General features: G+C 60.7%; 14 protein-coding genes. 3 read left to right on the top strand and 11 right to left on the bottom strand.

The genetic code is table 11. From position 1 onward, the window contains the following. Window positions 1–293: 293 nt before the first annotated feature. The 8 genes from ACW55A_RS13990 to ACW55A_RS14025 all read right to left on the bottom strand — a co-directional run bounded on the left by ACW55A_RS13990 (window position 294) and on the right by ACW55A_RS14025 (window position 8,611). On the bottom strand, window positions 294–1,922 hold the full coding sequence (locus ACW55A_RS13990) for an AAA family ATPase (RefSeq protein WP_498811348.1): 1,629 nt from the start codon (window positions 1,920–1,922) through the stop codon (window positions 294–296). A gap of 10 nt (window positions 1,923–1,932) precedes the next feature. Beyond that, window positions 1,933–3,036, bottom strand: coding sequence for a 3-dehydroquinate synthase (aroB, locus tag ACW55A_RS13995; protein WP_498811349.1), 1,104 nt, complete (start codon window positions 3,034–3,036; stop codon window positions 1,933–1,935). Window positions 3,037–3,151: 115 nt separating this feature from the next. Next, window positions 3,152–3,670 carry a shikimate kinase AroK gene (gene aroK / locus ACW55A_RS14000; RefSeq protein WP_003365999.1) on the bottom strand — a complete coding sequence of 173 codons (519 nt, stop codon included), beginning with the start codon at window positions 3,668–3,670 and terminating at the stop codon, window positions 3,152–3,154. 4 nt (window positions 3,671–3,674) lie between these two features. Further along, window positions 3,675–5,780 (bottom strand): type IV pilus secretin PilQ, encoded by a 2,106-nt coding sequence (locus ACW55A_RS14005; RefSeq protein ID WP_003432146.1) that lies wholly within the window; start codon window positions 5,778–5,780, stop codon window positions 3,675–3,677. A 47-nt stretch (window positions 5,781–5,827) separates the two neighbouring features. Next, window positions 5,828–6,355 (bottom strand): type 4a pilus biogenesis lipoprotein PilP, encoded by a 528-nt coding sequence (gene pilP, locus ACW55A_RS14010; protein ID WP_003350151.1) that lies wholly within the window; start codon window positions 6,353–6,355, stop codon window positions 5,828–5,830. Beyond that, window positions 6,352–6,975, bottom strand: a complete 624-nt coding sequence (gene pilO / locus ACW55A_RS14015) for a type 4a pilus biogenesis protein PilO (RefSeq protein ID WP_003432147.1) — start codon at window positions 6,973–6,975, stop codon at window positions 6,352–6,354. Before pilO ends, pilP begins: the two co-directional genes overlap by 4 nt. Then, window positions 6,972–7,547 carry a PilN domain-containing protein gene (locus ACW55A_RS14020; RefSeq protein ID WP_122266666.1) on the bottom strand — a complete coding sequence of 192 codons (576 nt, stop codon included), beginning with the start codon at window positions 7,545–7,547 and terminating at the stop codon, window positions 6,972–6,974. Before ACW55A_RS14020 ends, pilO begins: the two co-directional genes overlap by 4 nt. Further along, a complete protein-coding gene (locus ACW55A_RS14025) occupies window positions 7,547–8,611 on the bottom strand; it encodes a pilus assembly protein PilM (protein WP_003365992.1) in 1,065 nt (354 codons plus the stop codon). The genes ACW55A_RS14020 and ACW55A_RS14025 overlap by 1 nt, the downstream gene beginning before the upstream one ends. Before the next feature lie 206 nt (window positions 8,612–8,817). On the opposite strand from ACW55A_RS14025, the gene ACW55A_RS14030 reads away from it, so the two are divergent. Continuing rightward, window positions 8,818–11,262, top strand: a complete 2,445-nt coding sequence (locus ACW55A_RS14030; RefSeq protein ID WP_003365990.1) for a penicillin-binding protein 1A — start codon at window positions 8,818–8,820, stop codon at window positions 11,260–11,262. A 353-nt stretch (window positions 11,263–11,615) separates the two neighbouring features. On the opposite strand, the gene ACW55A_RS14035 is transcribed toward ACW55A_RS14030, so the two are convergent. The 3 genes from ACW55A_RS14035 to rpmE all read right to left on the bottom strand — a co-directional run bounded on the left by ACW55A_RS14035 (window position 11,616) and on the right by rpmE (window position 14,105). Further along, a complete protein-coding gene (locus ACW55A_RS14035) occupies window positions 11,616–12,884 on the bottom strand; it encodes a malic enzyme-like NAD(P)-binding protein (protein ID WP_003365988.1) in 1,269 nt (422 codons plus the stop codon). 182 nt (window positions 12,885–13,066) lie between these two features. Next, the gene (locus ACW55A_RS14040) at window positions 13,067–13,819 is read right to left on the bottom strand and encodes a thermonuclease family protein (protein WP_498811350.1); all 753 of its coding nucleotides are present in this window, start codon (window positions 13,817–13,819) and stop codon (window positions 13,067–13,069) included. Between the two features lie 64 nt (window positions 13,820–13,883). Next, entirely contained in the window at window positions 13,884–14,105 is a 222-nt protein-coding gene (gene rpmE / locus ACW55A_RS14045) for a 50S ribosomal protein L31 (RefSeq protein ID WP_002551648.1), read from the bottom strand. A gap of 169 nt (window positions 14,106–14,274) precedes the next feature. On the opposite strand from rpmE, the gene ACW55A_RS14050 reads away from it, so the two are divergent. Together ACW55A_RS14050 and argS are read left to right on the top strand one after the other, a co-directional pair. After that, window positions 14,275–16,494 (top strand): primosomal protein N', encoded by a 2,220-nt coding sequence (locus ACW55A_RS14050; protein WP_498811351.1) that lies wholly within the window; start codon window positions 14,275–14,277, stop codon window positions 16,492–16,494. 97 nt (window positions 16,495–16,591) lie between these two features. Further along, window positions 16,592–18,328: an arginine--tRNA ligase gene (argS, locus tag ACW55A_RS14055; protein ID WP_003432149.1), complete on the top strand. Its 1,737-nt coding sequence runs from the start codon at window positions 16,592–16,594 to the stop codon at window positions 18,326–18,328.

The following is an 18,328-nucleotide window of genomic DNA, read 5'->3' on the forward strand; positions in this document are numbered from 1 at the left end:
TGTCACGCCGAACGTGCGCCAGCTTCGGACAGGCAAAACGGAGGTCATTGTACACAGCGACACAAGGGCTAACAAATTTAACGACGACTGGCTGATAATCAATGTCGCAATTATGAAAGTTTTAAAACGGGTCGCTGTGCTAGTCAAAGTATTTCTTCGTGAATCTGACTGACGCGACGGGAGACTGTAAGGCGCTTGTAACGCAGACGCCGCAAGGCGCGCCGACATGCGGCGCGCTCAGGCGGGTTAAGTCAGGTAGGTCGGCGGGCGGCCCGGGTAGAGCCGCTGCGACTTCAACGAGTGGCGCCGAGCTCTTGTTGGACGCTGGCGACAGTACGAGGCCAAGGTTTACCAGCCTGAACCTTGGCTGGCAATACCTTGATGGCTGCCAGGGCGGCAGCACGGTCAGGAAAGTTGCCGTACGTCACGACGTACAGCGGCTTGCCCTGCAGGGTTTTCTTGAAATAACGATACTCGCCACCCTGCTCTGCAACGTAGGCCTGAGCCGTCGCTTCGGAGCTGGTGCCGAGGATCTGGACCACGTAGTGACCGGGTGCCTGGCTGCTGTACCAGCTACCGCCGGCAGCCGGTTTGGCCGCCGCCGCTGCCGGTTTTTCAGCAGGCTTGGCAGCCGGAGCCGGAGTCGGGGCAGGCTTGGCTGTTGCGACCTGAGTCTGCGCAGGGGCCGGCTTGGCGGCTGGCGCAGGTGCCGGGGTCGGTGCAGGGATGGACGAGCGAGGCGTCTGTGCTGCGGCCTGACCTGCCGGTACACCCGCTGGCGGCGCCGTAGTGGTGACGGTCGGCGGCTGTGCAGGCGAACCTGTCGGCACTGCGTCTTCGTCGGAATCACTGGACCCGGCAGCCTCGGCCAGAGGACCGCGCATCACCGGCTGAGAGCCATTCATCGGTAGCGGCATCGGCTGCGAGTTACCAGCGAATTCGATGGCCGGGCTGCCGTTATTCGATTGTTGAGCAGTTGGCTTGCCTTCACCCAGCGGCAGTTGCGCCTGAGCGGAAGCCGGGGCATTGGCGGGTGTACCCGTCTTGTCGCCGCGACCCGGGATCAGCACGGCTGCTGCCACGGCCACTATGACAACGGCACCCAAGGCCAATACGTGTTTTTTCGGCATTTTGAACCCCACACTTGGACGCTTGACCGCGGAACGACTCGCGATCATCGCCTCGATCATTGAATCGCGGGCTACCTGGTTGATTGCGCCAGGCCAGCCATCGGACTGTTCATGAATATCGGTGATCTGGTCGGCGGTGAACAACGCGATTCCCTGCCCTGCACCCTCCAGACGCTGAGCCAGATACTCCCGGGTTTCCTCTTCCGTATAGGGTTGCAGCTCGATGACGTGAAAGCGTTCGCCTTCGACATCACCCTGCAGGTCGGCACACATCTGATCGAGACGATCGAGCAGCGATGGCTCTCCGAACAGGAATACATGCGGACGCCCTTCAGGCGTTCCCACAGCAAGACCCAGCAACGCTTCGAGCGCCGAATCGCCAAGTTGTTCCGCATCGTCAACCAGCAGGTAGACTTCCTGGCCGGTCAGCCCAAGCTGCACGACCTGCGACAGGATCGACTGCATTTCAGCCTGCGCGACGCTCAGCGCCTGCGCGACCTGCTGCAGCACGCCTGCCGCATCACCTGCACCGCGCGCAGAAATCACGACACTTTGCACCGACTGCTTGTTGGTGCTCGCCACCAGCGCCTGGCGCAGTAGGGTCTTGCCGCTGCCCTGAGGCCCGGTGACCGCCAGCAGCAGCTGGCTGTAGCGCGCCAGATGATGAAGCTGACCCAGCACAGGCTTGCGTTGGGCAGGAAAGAATTTGAAGCCAGGTACCCGCGCAGCAAAGGGGTCATGACTCAACTGATAATGGCCGAGGAAGGCCTCGTCGGCATGCAAACTAGTCATGGGGTTTCCGTTAACCTCTGAGCTGATCCACCAGGGCGCGATAATCCGCAACCAGGGTGGCCTGTAATACTTCTTTTGGATAATCGTCCGTGATGACCGCTTCACCCATCCGGCGCAACAGCACCAGACGCAGGCGACCGTCGATGACTTTCTTGTCGATCGCCATGTGTTCGAGGAAATTGTCTTCCGTCATGTCCTGCGGTGGCACGACCGGCAGCCCGGCACGCTGAAACAGACGAATGCCGCGATCCCGCTCCTGCGTGCTGATCCAGCCCAGGCGCGAGGACATTTCCAGCGCCATGACCGTACCGGCAGCAACTGCCTCGCCATGCAGCCAGACACCATAGCCCATATGCGTCTCGATGGCGTGCCCGAATGTGTGACCCAGGTTCAATGTCGCACGAACGCCGGACTCGCGCTCATCGGCGCCGACCACCAGCGCCTTGGCGGCGCAGGAACGTTCGATGGCTACGGTCAGCGCTGCCTGGTCCAGGCCGAGCAGTGCATCGACGTGCTCTTCGAGCCAGGTCAGGAAGGGCTCGTCGCAGATCAGGCCATATTTGATGACTTCGGCCAGCCCGGCGGACAGTTCACGCTCGGGCAGGGTATTGAGCGAAGCGGTATCGATCAGCACCACGCTCGGCTGATAGAAGGCACCCACCATGTTCTTGCCCAGCGGATGATTGATACCGGTCTTGCCGCCGACCGATGAGTCCACCTGAGACAGCAGCGTGGTCGGGATCTGGATGAAGTTCACGCCGCGCTGATAACAGGCGGCGGCAAACCCGGCCATGTCGCCGATCACCCCGCCGCCCAGAGCGATGACCGTGGTGCGACGGTCATGGCGAGCGGTCAGCAAGCCATCGAAAATGGTCTGCAGGGTTTCCCAGTTCTTGAACGCCTCGCCATCGGGCAGAACAATCGGCAGAACGTTGTAACCGGCCAGGGTTTGCGTCAGGCGCTCCAGGTACAGAGGTGCCACTGTCGTGTTGGAAACGATAGCCACCTGACGCCCGACGATATGCGGGGTCAGGAGCTCTGGCTGATCCAGCAGGCCTTCGCCAATATGGATCGGGTAGCTACGCTCACCAAGCTCGACCTTAAGTGTCTGCATGTGTCCCCACATTGATTACCGATTGGACGGTTTGTGCTTCAGCATCTCATGACGCAAGGCCATGAACCGACGCTGTTTTGCTGGTCGACGAGAATAGCGCATTTTCGCCTGCGCTTTAACGGGGAGGAAGCTCTGCCAGTCGCGCCAGTATCTCGAGAACCACCATTCGGGGAGGCCGCTCATCGGTTTCAATCACGATATCGGCGATTTCCCGATAGAACGGGTCGCGGATGGCCAGCAGCTCGCTCAGTACCCGGGCAGGATCGGCGGTACGCAGCAAAGGACGATTGCGATCACGCGCGGTGCGCCCTACCTGTTGCTCGATCGAGGCATGCAGATACACCACGCGCCCGCCGGCCCGCAGTGCCTGGCGATTTTCGCCGCGCATGACCGCGCCACCGCCGGTCGCCAGAACCACGCCATCGGCGTCGCACAGTTCGGCAATCATGGCCTGCTCGCGATCACGAAAACCCGGTTCGCCTTCCTTGTCGAAGATCCAGGGAATGTTGGCGCCCGTACGCAGCTCGATTTCCTTGTCGGAATCCTTGAACGGCAGTCGCAATTCTTTGGCAAGCAAACGGCCGATGGTGCTCTTGCCAGCACCCATCGGCCCCACAAGTATTAAATTTCGCACAAAATCAACGACTCACAGAAATCGCCTGGTTGTTCATGATACGCGGAGTCAGAAATACCAACAGCTCGGATTTGGACTCGGATACCACATCGCGCCTGAAAAGCCGGCCAAGATACGGTACATCGCCAAGAAATGGCACTTTATCGACAACTTTACTTTGCGTATTCGAGAACACACCACCGATGACGATGGTTTCGCCGTCGGAAATCAGCACCTTGGCGTTGACCTCGTTCTTCTTGATCGGCGGTACGCCCAGCACCGCATTCAGGTAGTCCGGCTCGTCCTTGGTAACCTTCACTTCCATGATGATGCGATTGTCCGGCGTGATCTGCGGCGTTACCTCAAGCGACAGGGAGGCCTCCTTGAAGCTCACGGTGGTCGCACCGCTGGAGCTGGATTCCTGATACGGGATCTCCGTACCCTTGAGGATCTTGGCGGTTTCCTTGTCGGAGGTGACCACCTTGGGCTGGGAGACGATTTCACCGTTACCGGTTTTCTCCATGGCACTCAGCTCAAGGTCCAGCAGCGTGTTATTGGTCACGAAGCCCAGGCCGATACCGGTCGTCGCATCAGCGGCGCCCAGGTCCACGAACGGCACGTTGGAGGTAGTACTGCTGCCAGTGTTACCGGCCTCGTCACCGTTATTATCCAGCCCGTAGGTTGTCCATTTACCGCTGCCGCTGGTGTTGGTAGAACCGCCCCAGCGAACCCCGAGTTGCTTGTTGTAATCGACGTTGGCCTCGACGATGCGCGCCTCGATCATCACCTGGCGTACCGGGATGTCCAGTTGCGACACGATACGACGCAGCTCGTCGAGGCGCTCCTGGGTCTGGTAGGCAATGATGTTGTTGGTCCGGTCGTCCACCGTGATCGAGCCGCGCTCGTCGGCCTTGGACTCGGCACTGGTCACGGACTGGAACAGCTTGGCGATGTCGGCCGCCTTGGCGTAATTGACTTGCAGCAGCTCACGGCGCAGGGGCGCCAGCTCGGCGATCTGCTTGAGCGACTCCAGCTCCTGACGCTCGCGGGCGGCAATTTCATCAGCTGGCGCAACCAGCAGCACGTTGCCGACCTTGCGCTTGTCCAGGCCTTTGGTTTTCAGCACCAGGTCCAGCGCCTGATCCCATGGCACATTCTGCAGACGCAGGGTGATACCGCCCTGGACCGTATCACTGGCCACCAGATTGAGGTTGGTGAAGTCGGCAATCAGCTGCAGCACCGAACGCACATCAATATCCTGGAAGTTAAGCGACAGCTTTTCACCGGTGTACACCGGTTTGTCGGCGGCGCGGCGGTCCAGATCCTCGTTGGTCAACGGGCGCACGCTGATCGTCAGCTTGTTTTCGGTCTGGAACGCCGAGTAGTCGAAGGCACCCGACGGCTCGATCAGAATACTGGCCTTGTCACCCGACGCCGAAGCACTGACGAACTGTACCGGCGTGGCGAAGTCCTTGACGTCCAGCCGGACGCGCAGCGGTTCGGGCAGCTGGGTCTTGGCGAAGTCCACGCGGATCTTGCCGCCCTGCTCCTGAATATCCGGGGCAATGCTGGGGTTGCTCAGGTCGATGACCACATTGCCCTCACCCAACTCGCCACGCTGGAAGTCGACATTGCGGATGGCCTTGACGCCTGCGGGGATGAACGGTTTGGCGGATGCAGGCGTGGGCGGTGGCACCGCGACCCGTTGCGCACCCATTGCGGTGGTCGGTTGGGAAGCTTGCGCGGCGCCGGCACCCTGGCCGATGACCACGAACAGGTTGTTGCCATCGACGCGGGAGCTGTACGGCGAAAGCGTGGTCAGGTTGATGATCACCCGGGTGCGGTCCTGAGCCTGTACCACAACCACACTGCGCGCATTACCGGTGCCCAGGTCACGACTTTTGGTCGCCAACTGGCTGGTAACACCCGGCAGATCCAGCGCAATGCGCGCTGGTTGCGACGTGGTGTAACCGCGCGGTGCCGGCACCGGGGCGTCGAATGCCAGCTTCAGCTCGATGCGGTCACCCGGCAGGGCGGCGACATCCAGGGTCTTGAGGTTGGCAGCCTGGAGAACCGGCGCCAGCACCGCGATGCATAACGACACGCCGATAATCGAGAGAATCCGGGTCATGATCAATTTCCGTTGAGCGCTACTGTGCATACTTGGCCTTGCCCACTTCATGAGCGTTCTTTGAGGGCGATAGTGCGTGGCCTTTCCAGCCACGCCCCCTCTCCATCAGGAACAATTTCGATGACATCAACCTGCGCGTCGCCGATCGACACTACCCGGCCGTTGTTACGCCCCAGATAATCGCCCACCTTGACGCGATGAACACCTCCGGCACCGCGCAGCAGGGCAAACGTCCCCGACTCGTTGCCAATCGTGCCGACCATCTCGAACGACTCGATATTGAAACCTTCAAGAAACTGCCTGACCCGGTGTTCGTCCGGCGCCACCAGCCGTGAACCCTTCTGGCGGTTGAGCAGGTCGATCTTGACCGGCGGCTGGAAAGGACTGCGCAGCGTGGAGGCGTTGTAGGTGAACGCCTCATACGGCCGAAACTTGGGTAAAGGTTCGATGTTGCCACTCGGGCGGGCTCTGGCCTGATCCATGAATTCGGACAGATCGGCAAAATCATTGTCATTACCGCAACCGGCCAGCCCTGCCAGAACCACACTGACGCACAGCAATCGCGCCGCCCTCATTTCTTCAGCCCTTCATCGTTGTAGCGGTAGGTCTTGGCCAGAATGCTCATGCGCAACTTGGTCGGCACTTTGGGATCGACCGGCTTGATCTCGAAATCATGCAGCGTGACGATGCGCGGCAGGCTGGCTACACCGCTGACGAAGGTCGCCAGGTCGTGATAACCACCGACCACGGTGATCTGTATCGGCAGCTCGATGTAGAACTGCTGGACCGCCTCGGGCAGCAGCTTGATTTCCTCGAACTCAAGCCCGCTTCCCAGCCCGGTGCGGGTGATGTCCTCAAGCAGGCCGGGCACTTCGGTGTCGCTGGGCAATTGCCGCAGCAGGGCGCCGAAGGTGTTTTCCATCTCTTCCATCTGCTTCTTGTACGGCTCGAGGTTGGCCGCCTGGAAGGCCTTGTTGGAGAACTGTTCCTTGAGCGTCACCTCGCTGTTCTGAGCACTTTCCAGCTGGGTTTCCAGGTCCTGGATAAAGAAGAAATAGCCCAGTGCGAAAATCATGACCGCAACCAGGAGCCCGGCAATAGCCTTGACCGCTGCGGGCCATGAGCCCAGGTTATTAAGGTCCAGCTCGCTCAGATCGACCTTGCGCAGCCCTTCCAGCCATTCGGACATATTCATGGCTTGGCTCCTGGGGCAGCGGCAACCGGAGGCTGGGTCTGGCGTACGGTCAGCTGAAAGACATTGGCCTGATCCACGGCACCGGCCGTGGTGGCCTTGACCTCGGTCAGGCTCGGCGCTTCCAGCCAGTCAGAGGCTTCAAGATTACGCATCAGGTCGGAAACCCGGTTGTTCGACTCGGCAGCGCCATTGATGGCAATCAGCTTGTCGGTCATTTTGACCTGCGAGTAATAAACGCCGTCCGGCAGGGTCCGTGCCAGTTGATCGAAGACGCGCCCGGTGATCGGGCGGTTGCCTTGCAGGTCCTGAATGATCTTCATGCGCTCGAGCAGCTGTTTGCGCCGAGCCTTGAGATCACTGATCTCCTTGATGCGGATATCGAGCTGGGCAATCTGCGTCTGCAGAAAGGCATTGCGCGCCATCTGATGCTCGATGGCATTGCTGACGAAACGATCGATCAGAAACAGAATGCCGACTGACACCACCAGCACGCCGACCAGTGCGGTCAGGAAGCGTTTCTTTCGTTCTTCGCGAAGCTCTTCGCGCCACGGTAATAAGTTGATCCGCGCCATCAGTCGAAGCTCCTCAACGCCAGGCCACAGGCGATCATCAGGGCTGGCGCGTCACTGGCCAGGGCCCCGGCATTGACCTTGGCGCTCAGGGCCATGTCGGCAAACGGGTTGGCGACCATGGTCGGAGTGCCGATGCGTCGCTGGATCAGATGCTCCAGCCCTGAAATCGAAGCCGTGCCGCCTGCCAGCATGATGTGATCCACAGAGTTGTATTGACCGGCCGCGAAGAAGAACTGCAGGGAGCGGGAAACCTGCTGCACCAGCGCTTCCTTGAAGGGGTCGAGCACTTCGCTGACGTAGTCGTCGGGCAAGCCGCCCTGCTTCTTGGCAAGCCCGGCTTCCTCCATAGAGAGCCCATAGCGGCGCTGGATTTCGTCAGTCAGCTGGCGCCCGCCAAACAGCTGCTCGCGGGTATAGATGATCCGGCCGTGATGCAGCACGCTCAGGGTGGTCATGGTGGCGCCGATATCGACCACGGCCACCGTCAGTTCGTCATGGCCGTTGCCCAGTTGCGCAGCCAGCAGCCCGAACGAGCGCTCAAGGGCGTAGGCCTCGACATCGACGACGCGCGCGGTCAGCCCGGCCAGTGCCAGCGCGGCCTCGCGCACTTCGACGTTCTCCTTGCGGCAGGCAGCCAGCAACACCTCGACGCGCTCGGGGTTGCGCACCGAGTAGCCCTGCACTTCGAAATCGATGGCGACTTCTTCCAGCGGATAGGGGATGTACTGGTCAGCCTCAAGCTTGAGCTGGTTTTCCATGTCATCGTCGGAAAGACCGGCGTCCATCTCGATGGTCTTGGTGATCACCGCCGAACCAGCCACGGCAACCGCCACGATCTTGACGCTGGTCTTGGCCTTGACGAGTACGCGTGACAACGCCTGCCCGACCCCTTCGAGTTCGGCAATGTTCTTTTCGACGACAGCGTTGGCCGGCAAGGGCTCTACTGCGTAAGACTCGACCTTGTAACGGGTGCCGGAACGACTCAATTCCAGGAGTTTTACCGAGGTGGAGCTAATATCGATCCCTAGAAGGGTGTTGGCCTTCTTACTGAAGAGTTCGAACACAACCTGATTCCTATGAGTTTCCGTCACTTACGGAGTTATTTCGGGCCAACGTCACTGTCGACAGCCTTGACAGTAGCGCAAATCACGCTTGGGGACGAAAAATGCTTATAATGCCCAGCGTTTTTTTCATTTAACAAAGCTTCAAGGCGTGTTCATTTGTAAATGCCTGCGCTTAACCCATTATTTTTTCTGGAAATCCAAAAGCCTTGATACGCCTGCTGAAGTTTTTCTGGTGGTCCCTCGTCGCGGTATTCTGCTCGCTGTTGCTTGGCCTGAGCGGCGCGTTTCTTTACCTGAGCCCGACCCTGCCATCCGTTGACGCGCTGCGAAGCATTCAACTGCAAATCCCCCTGCGCGTGTTCACCAGCGACGGCAAGCTGATTGCCGAGTTCGGTGAAATGCGCCGCACGCCGATTCGCTTCGCGGAAATCCCGCCCAATTTCATCAACGCACTGCTGTCGGCCGAAGACGACAACTTCGCCAACCACTATGGCGTCGACCCGGGCAGCCTGATGCGCGCCGCCACTCAGCTGGTCAAGAGCGGCCATATCCAGTCAGGCGGCAGTACCATCACCATGCAGGTCGCGAAAAACTTCTTCCTGACCAGCGAGCGCAGCTTTTCGCGCAAAACCACCGAGATTCTGTTGGCCTTGCAAATCGAGCGCCAACTTACCAAGGACGAGATTCTCGAGCTGTACGTCAACAAGATTTATCTGGGTAACCGCGCCTACGGGATCGAGGCGGCGGCGCAAGTCTACTATGGCAAGTCGATCCGTGATGTAAGCCTTGCGCAAATGGCCATGATTGCCGGTCTGCCCAAGGCACCGTCACGTTTCAACCCACTGGCCAACCCGACCCGTGCCAAGGAACGTCGCGACTGGATCCTGGGCCGCATGTATCGCTTGGGCAAGATCGACCAAACGGCTTATCAGGCCGCTTTGAATGAGCCGCTCAACGCCAGCTATCACGTGCCGACGCCGGAAGTGAATGCACCGTACATCGCTGAAATGGCGCGGGCTGAAATGGTCGGCCGTTATGGCAGCGAGGCCTATACAGAAGGCTTCCGCGTTACCACCACCGTGCCGAGCGACCTTCAGGAGCACGCCAACAAGTCCATTCAGCAGGGCTTGATCGATTACGACCAGCGCCACGGCTACCGTGGTCCGGAAAGCCGCTTCCCGGGCATGACCCGCGCCAACTGGGTACAGGAACTGACCAAGCAGCGCATGATAAACGGCCTCGAGCCCGGCATCGTGACGCAGGTCGACAAGACCGGTCTACGCGTTCTGACCCGCAACGGCGAGAAGGAAGAAACCGTCGACTGGGCCACCATGAAGTGGGCGCGTCCTTACCTGAATACCAACAGCCTGGGCGCCAATCCGAAGCAGCCGGCTGACGTTGCCAAGGTCGGCGACCTCGTTCGTCTGCTGCGCCAGGACGATGGCTCGTTGAAATTCAGTCAAATTCCCGTCGCGCAGAGCGCACTGGTGTCGCTTGATCCGCAAAACGGTGCCATTCGCGCACTGGTCGGCGGCTTTGCGTTCGAGCAGAGCAACTACAACCGCGCCATGCAGGCCAAACGTCAACCGGGCTCCAGCTTCAAGCCGTTCATCTACAGCGCTGCGCTCGATAACGGTTACACCGCTTCCAGCCTGGTGAACGACGCGCCTATCGTGTTCGTCGACGAATACCTGGACAAGGTATGGCGTCCGAAAAATGACACCAACACCTTCCTTGGGCCGATCCGCCTGCGCGAGGCGCTGTACAAGTCTCGTAACCTGGTATCGATCCGCCTGCTCCAGGCCCTCGGCATCGACAGCACCATCGACTACATCACCCGCTTCGGCTTCTCCAAGCAGGATTTGCCGCGCAACCTGTCGCTGGCACTGGGTACGGCGACGTTGACCCCGATGGAAATCGCCACCGGCTGGGCGACCTTCGCCAACGGCGGTTACAAGGTCAGCCCTTATCTGATCCAGACCATCGAGAACCGTGACGGCCAGACCCTGTTTGTCGCCAACCCGCCAAGCGTCCCGGTCAATGACGTCAATACCGCGCCCAACACCTCGACCTTCGCGGTACATGACAGCCCGAGCGTGGTCACCGGTGAGCCAGGAGCACCTGCTCAGCCTCAGGCGCCCGCAGTGGCAGAGCGTGTGGTCGATGCGCGCACCACGTACATTCTGAACAGCATGCTGCAGGACGTGATCAAGCGCGGCACCGGGCGCCGCGCACTGTCCATGAACAGACCGGACATCGCTGGCAAGACCGGTACCACCAATGATTCCAAGGATGCCTGGTTCTCCGGGTATAACGCGGACTACGTGACCACGGTGTGGAGTGGTTTCGATCAGCCTGAAAGTCTTGGCCGTCACGAATTCGGTGGCACGGTCTCGCTGCCGATCTGGATGGACTACATGAGCGCCGCGCTCAAGGACAAGCCGCCGCATCAGCAGGCCGAACCGCCAGGCATTCTCAGCCTGCGCGTCGACCCATTGAGTGGCCGCGCCGCCACGCCAAGCACGCCGAACGCATTCTTCGAGCTGTTCAAAAGCGAAGACACACCGCCAAGCGTCAACGAACTGGGCGGCAGCAGCGCACCGGGCAGCCCGTTGCCGGCAGATGAGTCAGCGCCGATCGATTTGTTCTGATAGCACAGACTTAATGGATCAGTAGATTTTCAGAGGCTGTAGAGGCCTCTTCGTGAGCAAGCTCACTCCCACGGATTCGGAGACTTTCAGGACTATCCGAAGCTTTGTGGGAGCGAGCTTGCTCGCGAAGGCGTACTAGTGGGTCAGTAGATTTTCAGCAGCTGCACAGGCCTCTTCGTGAGCAAGCTCACTCCCACGGATTCGTGGACTTTCAGGATGATCCGGGGCTATGTGGGAGCGAGCTTGCTCGCGAAGAGGCTAGTTCAATCCCTGAAAATGCCCCACAAGAGCAGGGCATCCAAGGCATAAAAAAAACCCTGCATCGCTGCAGGTTTTTTTTTTTGGGTCAGGGATCAGCCCTTGAACACATCATCCACGCTGGTCAGCGGGTAGTGCTTCGGATATGGCAGGGTGGCAACGCCGCTTTCGATAGCGGCCTTGGCCACTGCATCGGCGATCAGGCCCAGCAGGCGGGTGTCCATTGGCTTCGGAATGATGTACTCACGACCGAATTCCAGTTTGATGCCGCCGTAGGCGTCGCTGACTTCCTGTGGCACAGGCAGCTTGGCCAGTTCGCGCAGGGCGTTGGCCGCGGCGATTTTCATTTCTTCGTTGATGCGCTTGGCACGAACGTCCAGAGCACCGCGGAAGATGAACGGGAAGCCCAGTACGTTGTTGACCTGGTTCGGGTAGTCCGAACGGCCAGTGGCCATGATCACGTCACTGCGCGTGGCGTGAGCCAGTTCCGGGGAGATTTCCGGATCAGGGTTCGAGCAGGCGAACACGATCGGGTCCTTGGCCATCAGCTTGAGGTTTTCAGCGCTCAGCAGGTTAGGACCGGACAGGCCTACAAATACGTCAGCGCCATCCAGCGCGTCAGTCAGCGAGCGCTTCTCGGTAGCGTGAGCGAACGCAGCCTTGTACTGGTTAAGGTCGGTACGGCCGGAGTGGACAACGCCAGTACGGTCGACCATGAAGATGTTTTCGATCTTCGCGCCCATGCTCACCAGCAGCTTCATGCAGGAGATGGCCGCAGCGCCAGCGCCCAGGCAAACGATCTTCGCCGAATCGAGGGTCTTGCCGACGATTTCCAGCGCGTTGATCATGCCGGCCGCTGTCACGATAGCGGTGCCGTGCTGGTCATCGTGGAAAACCGGGATGTCGCACTGTTCGATCAGCGCTTTCTCGATTTCAAAGCACTCAGGCGCCTTGATGTCTTCCAGGTTGATGCCACCGAAGGTGATGGAGATACGTTTTACGGTGTCGATGAAGGCCTGTGGGCTTTCGGAATCGACTTCGATATCGAAAACGTCGATACCGGCGAAGCGCTTGAACAGAACGCCTTTACCTTCCATGACCGGCTTGGAAGCCAACGGACCCAGATCGCCTAGGCCGAGAATCGCGGTGCCATCGGAAATAACTGCTACCAGGTTGCCTTTGCCGGTGTACTTGTAAGCCAGCTCGGGGTCACGGGCAATTTCACGCACGGGTTCAGCAACGCCAGGGCTGTAGGCCAGAGCCAGGTCACGAGCGGTTGCGGTCGGCTTGGTGAGTTCGACGCTCAGCTTCCCCGGACGAGGATTGGCATGGTATTCGAGCGCGGCAGTTTTCAGATCTGACATGTATTGGATTCCGCTTTTTTTACTGTGGGACAGACGGACCGCCGAGGATACGCAAGATGCATAGTCCTAACAAGACTGACCAGTCACTGCTGTCAATAGGCTCGGGCTTAGACTTTACGCTTAGAGACCTGAAACGTGAACACTCGGTCACGCTCGTCAGATCACCGGTTTGAAGGCCGCGTCTAGCGACGTGAAACGTCCAGCATTGCCGGATGGGTCAGTGGCAGCAGCCAGCGGGACTGCCCCGCTTCAAGGCCTCCGCGTCGGGAGCGATCGACGACCCAGCCACGCGCTTCGACCTGCTGCCCTTCGAGGCGCTGGAGCATCGCCGTATCGAAGGCACTCAGGTGGTCAGGCGCGACACGCAAGACCAGCGAGCCCTGCAACTCGATCCAGATACCACCGCGGTTGCGCTGCACACGCCTGACCTGACCGGACACAATCGCGAACCCGCTTTTATTCAGCCGGGTCGAGGACTGCACTGGCGAATTACGCCATACACCCAGCCGCGCCTGACGTGCCTGACGCTCCGCGCGCTGCTGGCAAGCGACCAGCCTGACATTGGGCGCAACGGCCACCAGATAGCCCAGCCCTTCGCTGAGCAACTGCGCCTCTAGGTTGGCGCCTTTACGGTCATAGACGTTGGCCAGCGTGCGGCCGTAATGATCCTTGCCCTGCTGACCGATACGCAGACCAACCTTGCCGCCGCTTTCATTCACCAGCGCCTGCAAGCGCTTTTTGGCAGCCTCGGCAAACGGTTCGGCAGACCGGCCTTTCCTGCCGGTTTCAGGCGTATTGAGCCCAATCATCCGCACGCTGCGGCCATCGGTCAGCTTCAAGGTGTCGCCGTCGACTACACGCTGTACCTGTGCGACCGGCAACGAGGCAGGTGCCGGGCAGAAGGCCTGCGCGCCGGACACCCAAATCGCGGGCATAAAAAAGACGCCCACAAGGAGCGCCTTTTCAAGCAGTCTGGAGATGCCCATAGGGCAGCCAGTCTTACTTCGCTTTGGTAGCGCCGAACGCACCGAAACGGGATTTGAACTTGTCGACACGGCCGCCAACGTCAAGCGTCTTCTGCTTGCCGGTGTAGAACGGGTGGCACTCGTTGCACACGTCCAGGCTCAGAGGAGCGGCCAGGGTGGAACGGGTCTTGATGACATTGCCGCAGCTGCAGGTAGCGTCAATGGCTTCGTAAACTGGATGGATATCAGCTTTCATCGGTACTTCCTCGGTCTAACGCGCCGCCACTCAACACTATTGTTGAATACCGCACGGAAATAGGCTGCGGATAGTACCAGACAATTGCAACGACGCAAGCGAACCTTCACACCGGTCGTCTGCTAAGATCGCGCCTCCGTCATCACTTATCACCACAGGGAAACACCGCGTGCCCGACGCCATCCTGCGCCTTGCCCTGCCCTCGCCGCTTCGCCGCCTGTTCGACTACCGCGCCCCAGCGGGCGTGTCGCGCAGCGCCTTGCAGCCGGGCATGCGTCTGCGAGTGCCGTTCGGACGCCGGGAAATGATCGGCATTCTGGTGGAAGTGGTCGATCACAGCGAAGTGCCAGCCGACAAGCTCAAGCCGGCAATCGCCCTGCTCGACAGCGAAGCGCCGCTGCCACCTGCGCTGTTCAAACTGTGCCTGTGGACCTCGCAGTATTACCAGCACAGCCTGGGCGACACGCTGAGCTGGGCCTTACCGGTGTTGCTGCGTCAGGGCGAACTGGCCGAAAGCCGCCAGGAACGCTTCTGGCACGTTGCACCGGGTGCCAGCGTCGACGATCCGCGCATCGCCCGCGCGCCCAAGCAGCGCGAGGCCCTGACCACCCTTGCCCAGCACCCGCACGGGGTGGCGCATCAACTGCTCAGCAAGCTGATGCTCAACAAGGACAGCCTCAACCTGTTGCTGGCCAAGGAGCTGGTGTACGTCGAGGTCCGCAGCCATGCGCCCAGCGCACGCCATGAACACTGGCTGGCCCAGCCTGAATTGCCGCTCAACACCGAACAACGCGCCGCTTACGAAGCGATCCGCGCCGGGTTCGACAGCTTTCATGCGTTCCTGCTGGCCGGCGTCACCGGCAGCGGCAAGACCGAAGTCTATCTGCAACTGATCCGCGAGACCCTCGAGGCGGGCAAGCAGGCGCTGGTGCTGATCCCGGAAATCAACCTCGGCCCACAGACACTGGCGCGCTTCGAGCAGCGCTTCAATGCGCGCATTGCGCTGGTCCACTCGGCGGTCAACGACCGCGAACGGCTGGATGCCTGGCTGGCGGCTCGCGATGGCGAGGCGGACATCATCATCGGCACGCGTTCGGCGCTGTTCACGCCGATGAAAAACCCCGGGCTGATCATCATCGACGAGGAACACGACGGCTCCTATAAACAGCAGGAAGGTCTGCGCTATCACGCCCGCGATCTGGCCCTGGTGCGGGCGCGTCAGGAAAACATTCCGATTGTCCTGGGCTCGGCCACCCCGTCCCTGGAAAGCCTGCACAACGCCTACACCGGCCGCTACGGCCTGCTGCGCCTGAATCAGCGCGCGGGCGGCGCACAGCAGCCGCGTTTCATGCGCCTGGACGTCAAGAGCCGACCGCTGGACAGCGGCATCTCCGGGCCCATGCAGCAGGCCATCGGTCAGACGCTCGCGGCAGGCCAGCAGGTCTTGGTGTTCCTCAACCGTCGCGGCTTTGCACCCACCTTGCTGTGCCACGACTGCGGGTGGATGTCCGGCTGCCAGCGCTGCGATGCACGCATGACCGTGCACCAGCGCTCGGGCGAACTGCGCTGCCATCACTGCGGGTATGTCGAGCGTGTACCGCGCCAGTGCCCGTCGTGCGGCAAGGTGGATTTGCGCCCGGTGGGCGCGGGCACCGAGCGCGCCGAAGAGCGCCTGGCGATTCTGTTTCCGGACTACCCCGTGCTGCGTGTCGACCGCGACAGCACATCGCGCAAGGACGCCATGAACCAGCTGTTCACGACGATCCAGCGCGGCCAGCCATGCATTCTGGTCGGCACGCAAATACTCGCCAAGGGCCATCACTTTCCCCGGGTCACGCTGGTATCGATTCTGGACGCCGACGGCGGGCTGTTTTCCGGCGACTTCCGCGCCAGCGAGCGCATGGCGCAACTGATCGTGCAGGTGGCAGGCCGTGCCGGGCGCGCCGAAGAACCTGGCAAGGTGATCATCCAGACCCACCTGGCCGACCATCCACTGCTGATCCAGCTGACCGAGCAGGGTTATTTCGCCTTTGCCGAACAGGCCTTGAGCGAGCGCCGTTCGGCGGGTCTGCCACCGTTTTCACACCTCGCACTGCTGCGCGCCGAAGCGCACAAGCCGGGACAGGCCGAGGCGTTTCTCGATCAGGCCTGCAGCGATGCGGAGCAACTGGTTGCGCGGATGGCGTTGGGCGGCATTGAGCTGCTGGGCCCGGTTCCGGCACCGATGGAACGCCGCGCCGGACGTTATCGCGCGCAGTTGCTGGTGCAGTCCAGCGCCCGTGCGCCCTTGCATAAATTGCTTGCCACCTGGCTGCTCGCGCTGGAGCAAATGCCCAGCGGCCGGCAGGTCAGATGGTCGCTGGATGTGGATCCTGTGGATCTTTATTAAGTCACGCCGTTGGCAAGCAGGCTTGAGCAACGGATAATGCAGAGTTTTTCCACCCGCGCATCGAAGCGCCACCGCGCTTGCGGTCGAAGAGAGCACCATGAAAGACACGATTCGCCAGCTGATTCAACAAGCCCTGACCCGTCTCGTCACCGAGGGCGTCTTGCCAGAAGGGCTGACGCCGGCGATTCAGGTGGAAAACGCCCGCGACAAGACGCACGGCGACTTCGCCAGCAATATCGCGATGATGCTCGCCAAGCCTGCCGGCATGAAACCGCGCGATCTGGCTGAAAAGCTGATCGCCGCACTGCCGGCCGACGAGCAGGTCAGCAAGGTCGAAATTGCCGGGCCGGGCTTCCTGAACTTCTTCCAGAACACTGCCGCGCTGGCCGCACGCCTCGACGCTGCACTGGCCGACGCGCACCTGTCAGTCCGCAAGGCGGGCGCTGCACAGCGCGTGGTCGTCGATCTGTCGGCACCGAATCTGGCCAAGGAAATGCACGTTGGCCATTTGCGCTCGACCATCATTGGCGACGGCGTGGCGAACGTCCTGACGTTTCTCGGCGACACGGTCATTCGTCAGAACCACGTGGGCGACTGGGGCACCCAGTTCGGCATGCTGCTGGCCTATCTGCAGGAAAAGCCAGCGACCAGCGACGAGCTGTCCGACCTGGAAAACTTCTACCGCGCCGCCAAGCAGCGCTTTGACGAGTCCGAAGAGTTCGCCGAGCGTGCTCGTGGTCTGGTGGTCAAGCTGCAGGCCGGCGATGCCGAGTGCCTGGCGCTGTGGACGCGCTTCAAGGACATCTCGCTGTCGCACTGCCAGGAGACCTACGAGCGCCTTAACGTCAAGCTGACCCCGGCCGACGTGATGGGCGAAAGCGCCTATAACGATGACCTGGCCAATGTGGTCAACGACCTGAAAGCCACAGGTCTGCTGGTCGAGAGCAATGGCGCACAATGCGTGTTCCTCGAAGAATTCCGCACCGCCGATGACACGCCGTTGCCGGTCATCGTGCAGAAGGCCGGTGGCGGTTATCTCTACGCCACCACCGACCTGGCAGCGATCCGCTATCGCAGCAAGGTGCTCAAGGCCGACCGCGTGCTGTATTTCGTCGACCAGCGTCAGGCCCTGCACTTCCAGCAGGTGTTCGAAGTGGCGCGCCGCGCCGGTTTCGTCCACGACGGCATGCAGCTGGAACACATGGGTTTTGGCACCATGAACGGCGCCGATGGCCGCCCGTTCAAGACCCGCGACGGCGGCACGGTCAAACTCATCGACCTGCTCGATGAAGCCGAAGAGCGCGCCTACACCCTGGTCAAGGAAAAGAACCCGGAAGTCGCTGAAGCAGAATTGCGCAGCATTGCCAAGGCCGTGGGCATCAGTGCGGTGAAATACGCCGACCTGTCCAAGCACCGCGCCAGCGATTACAGCTTCAACTTCGATCAGATGCTCAGTTTCGAGGGCAACACCGCGCCCTACCTGCTGTACGCCTACACCCGTGTGGCGGGCGTGTTCCGCAAGCTGGGCAGCGCGTTTGACGCCAGCAAGGGCCAGATTGTCCTCGCAGCGCCGCAGGAACAGGAACTGGCCGCACGTCTGGCGCAATTCACCGAAACACTGAACAACGTCGCAGAAAAAGGCACACCGCACGTACTTTGTGCTTACCTGTATGACCTTGCGGGTCTGTTTTCGAGCTTTTACGAAAACTGCCCGATCCTTGGTGCGGAAAATCCCGATCAGCAGCAAAGCCGTCTGCGTCTGGCTGCCCTGACCGGCCGCACCCTCAAGCAAGGCCTGGACCTGTTGGGTCTGGAAACTCTGGAGCGTATGTAA

This window comes from Plantibacter cousiniae (nom. nud.) (assembly GCF_977070315.1).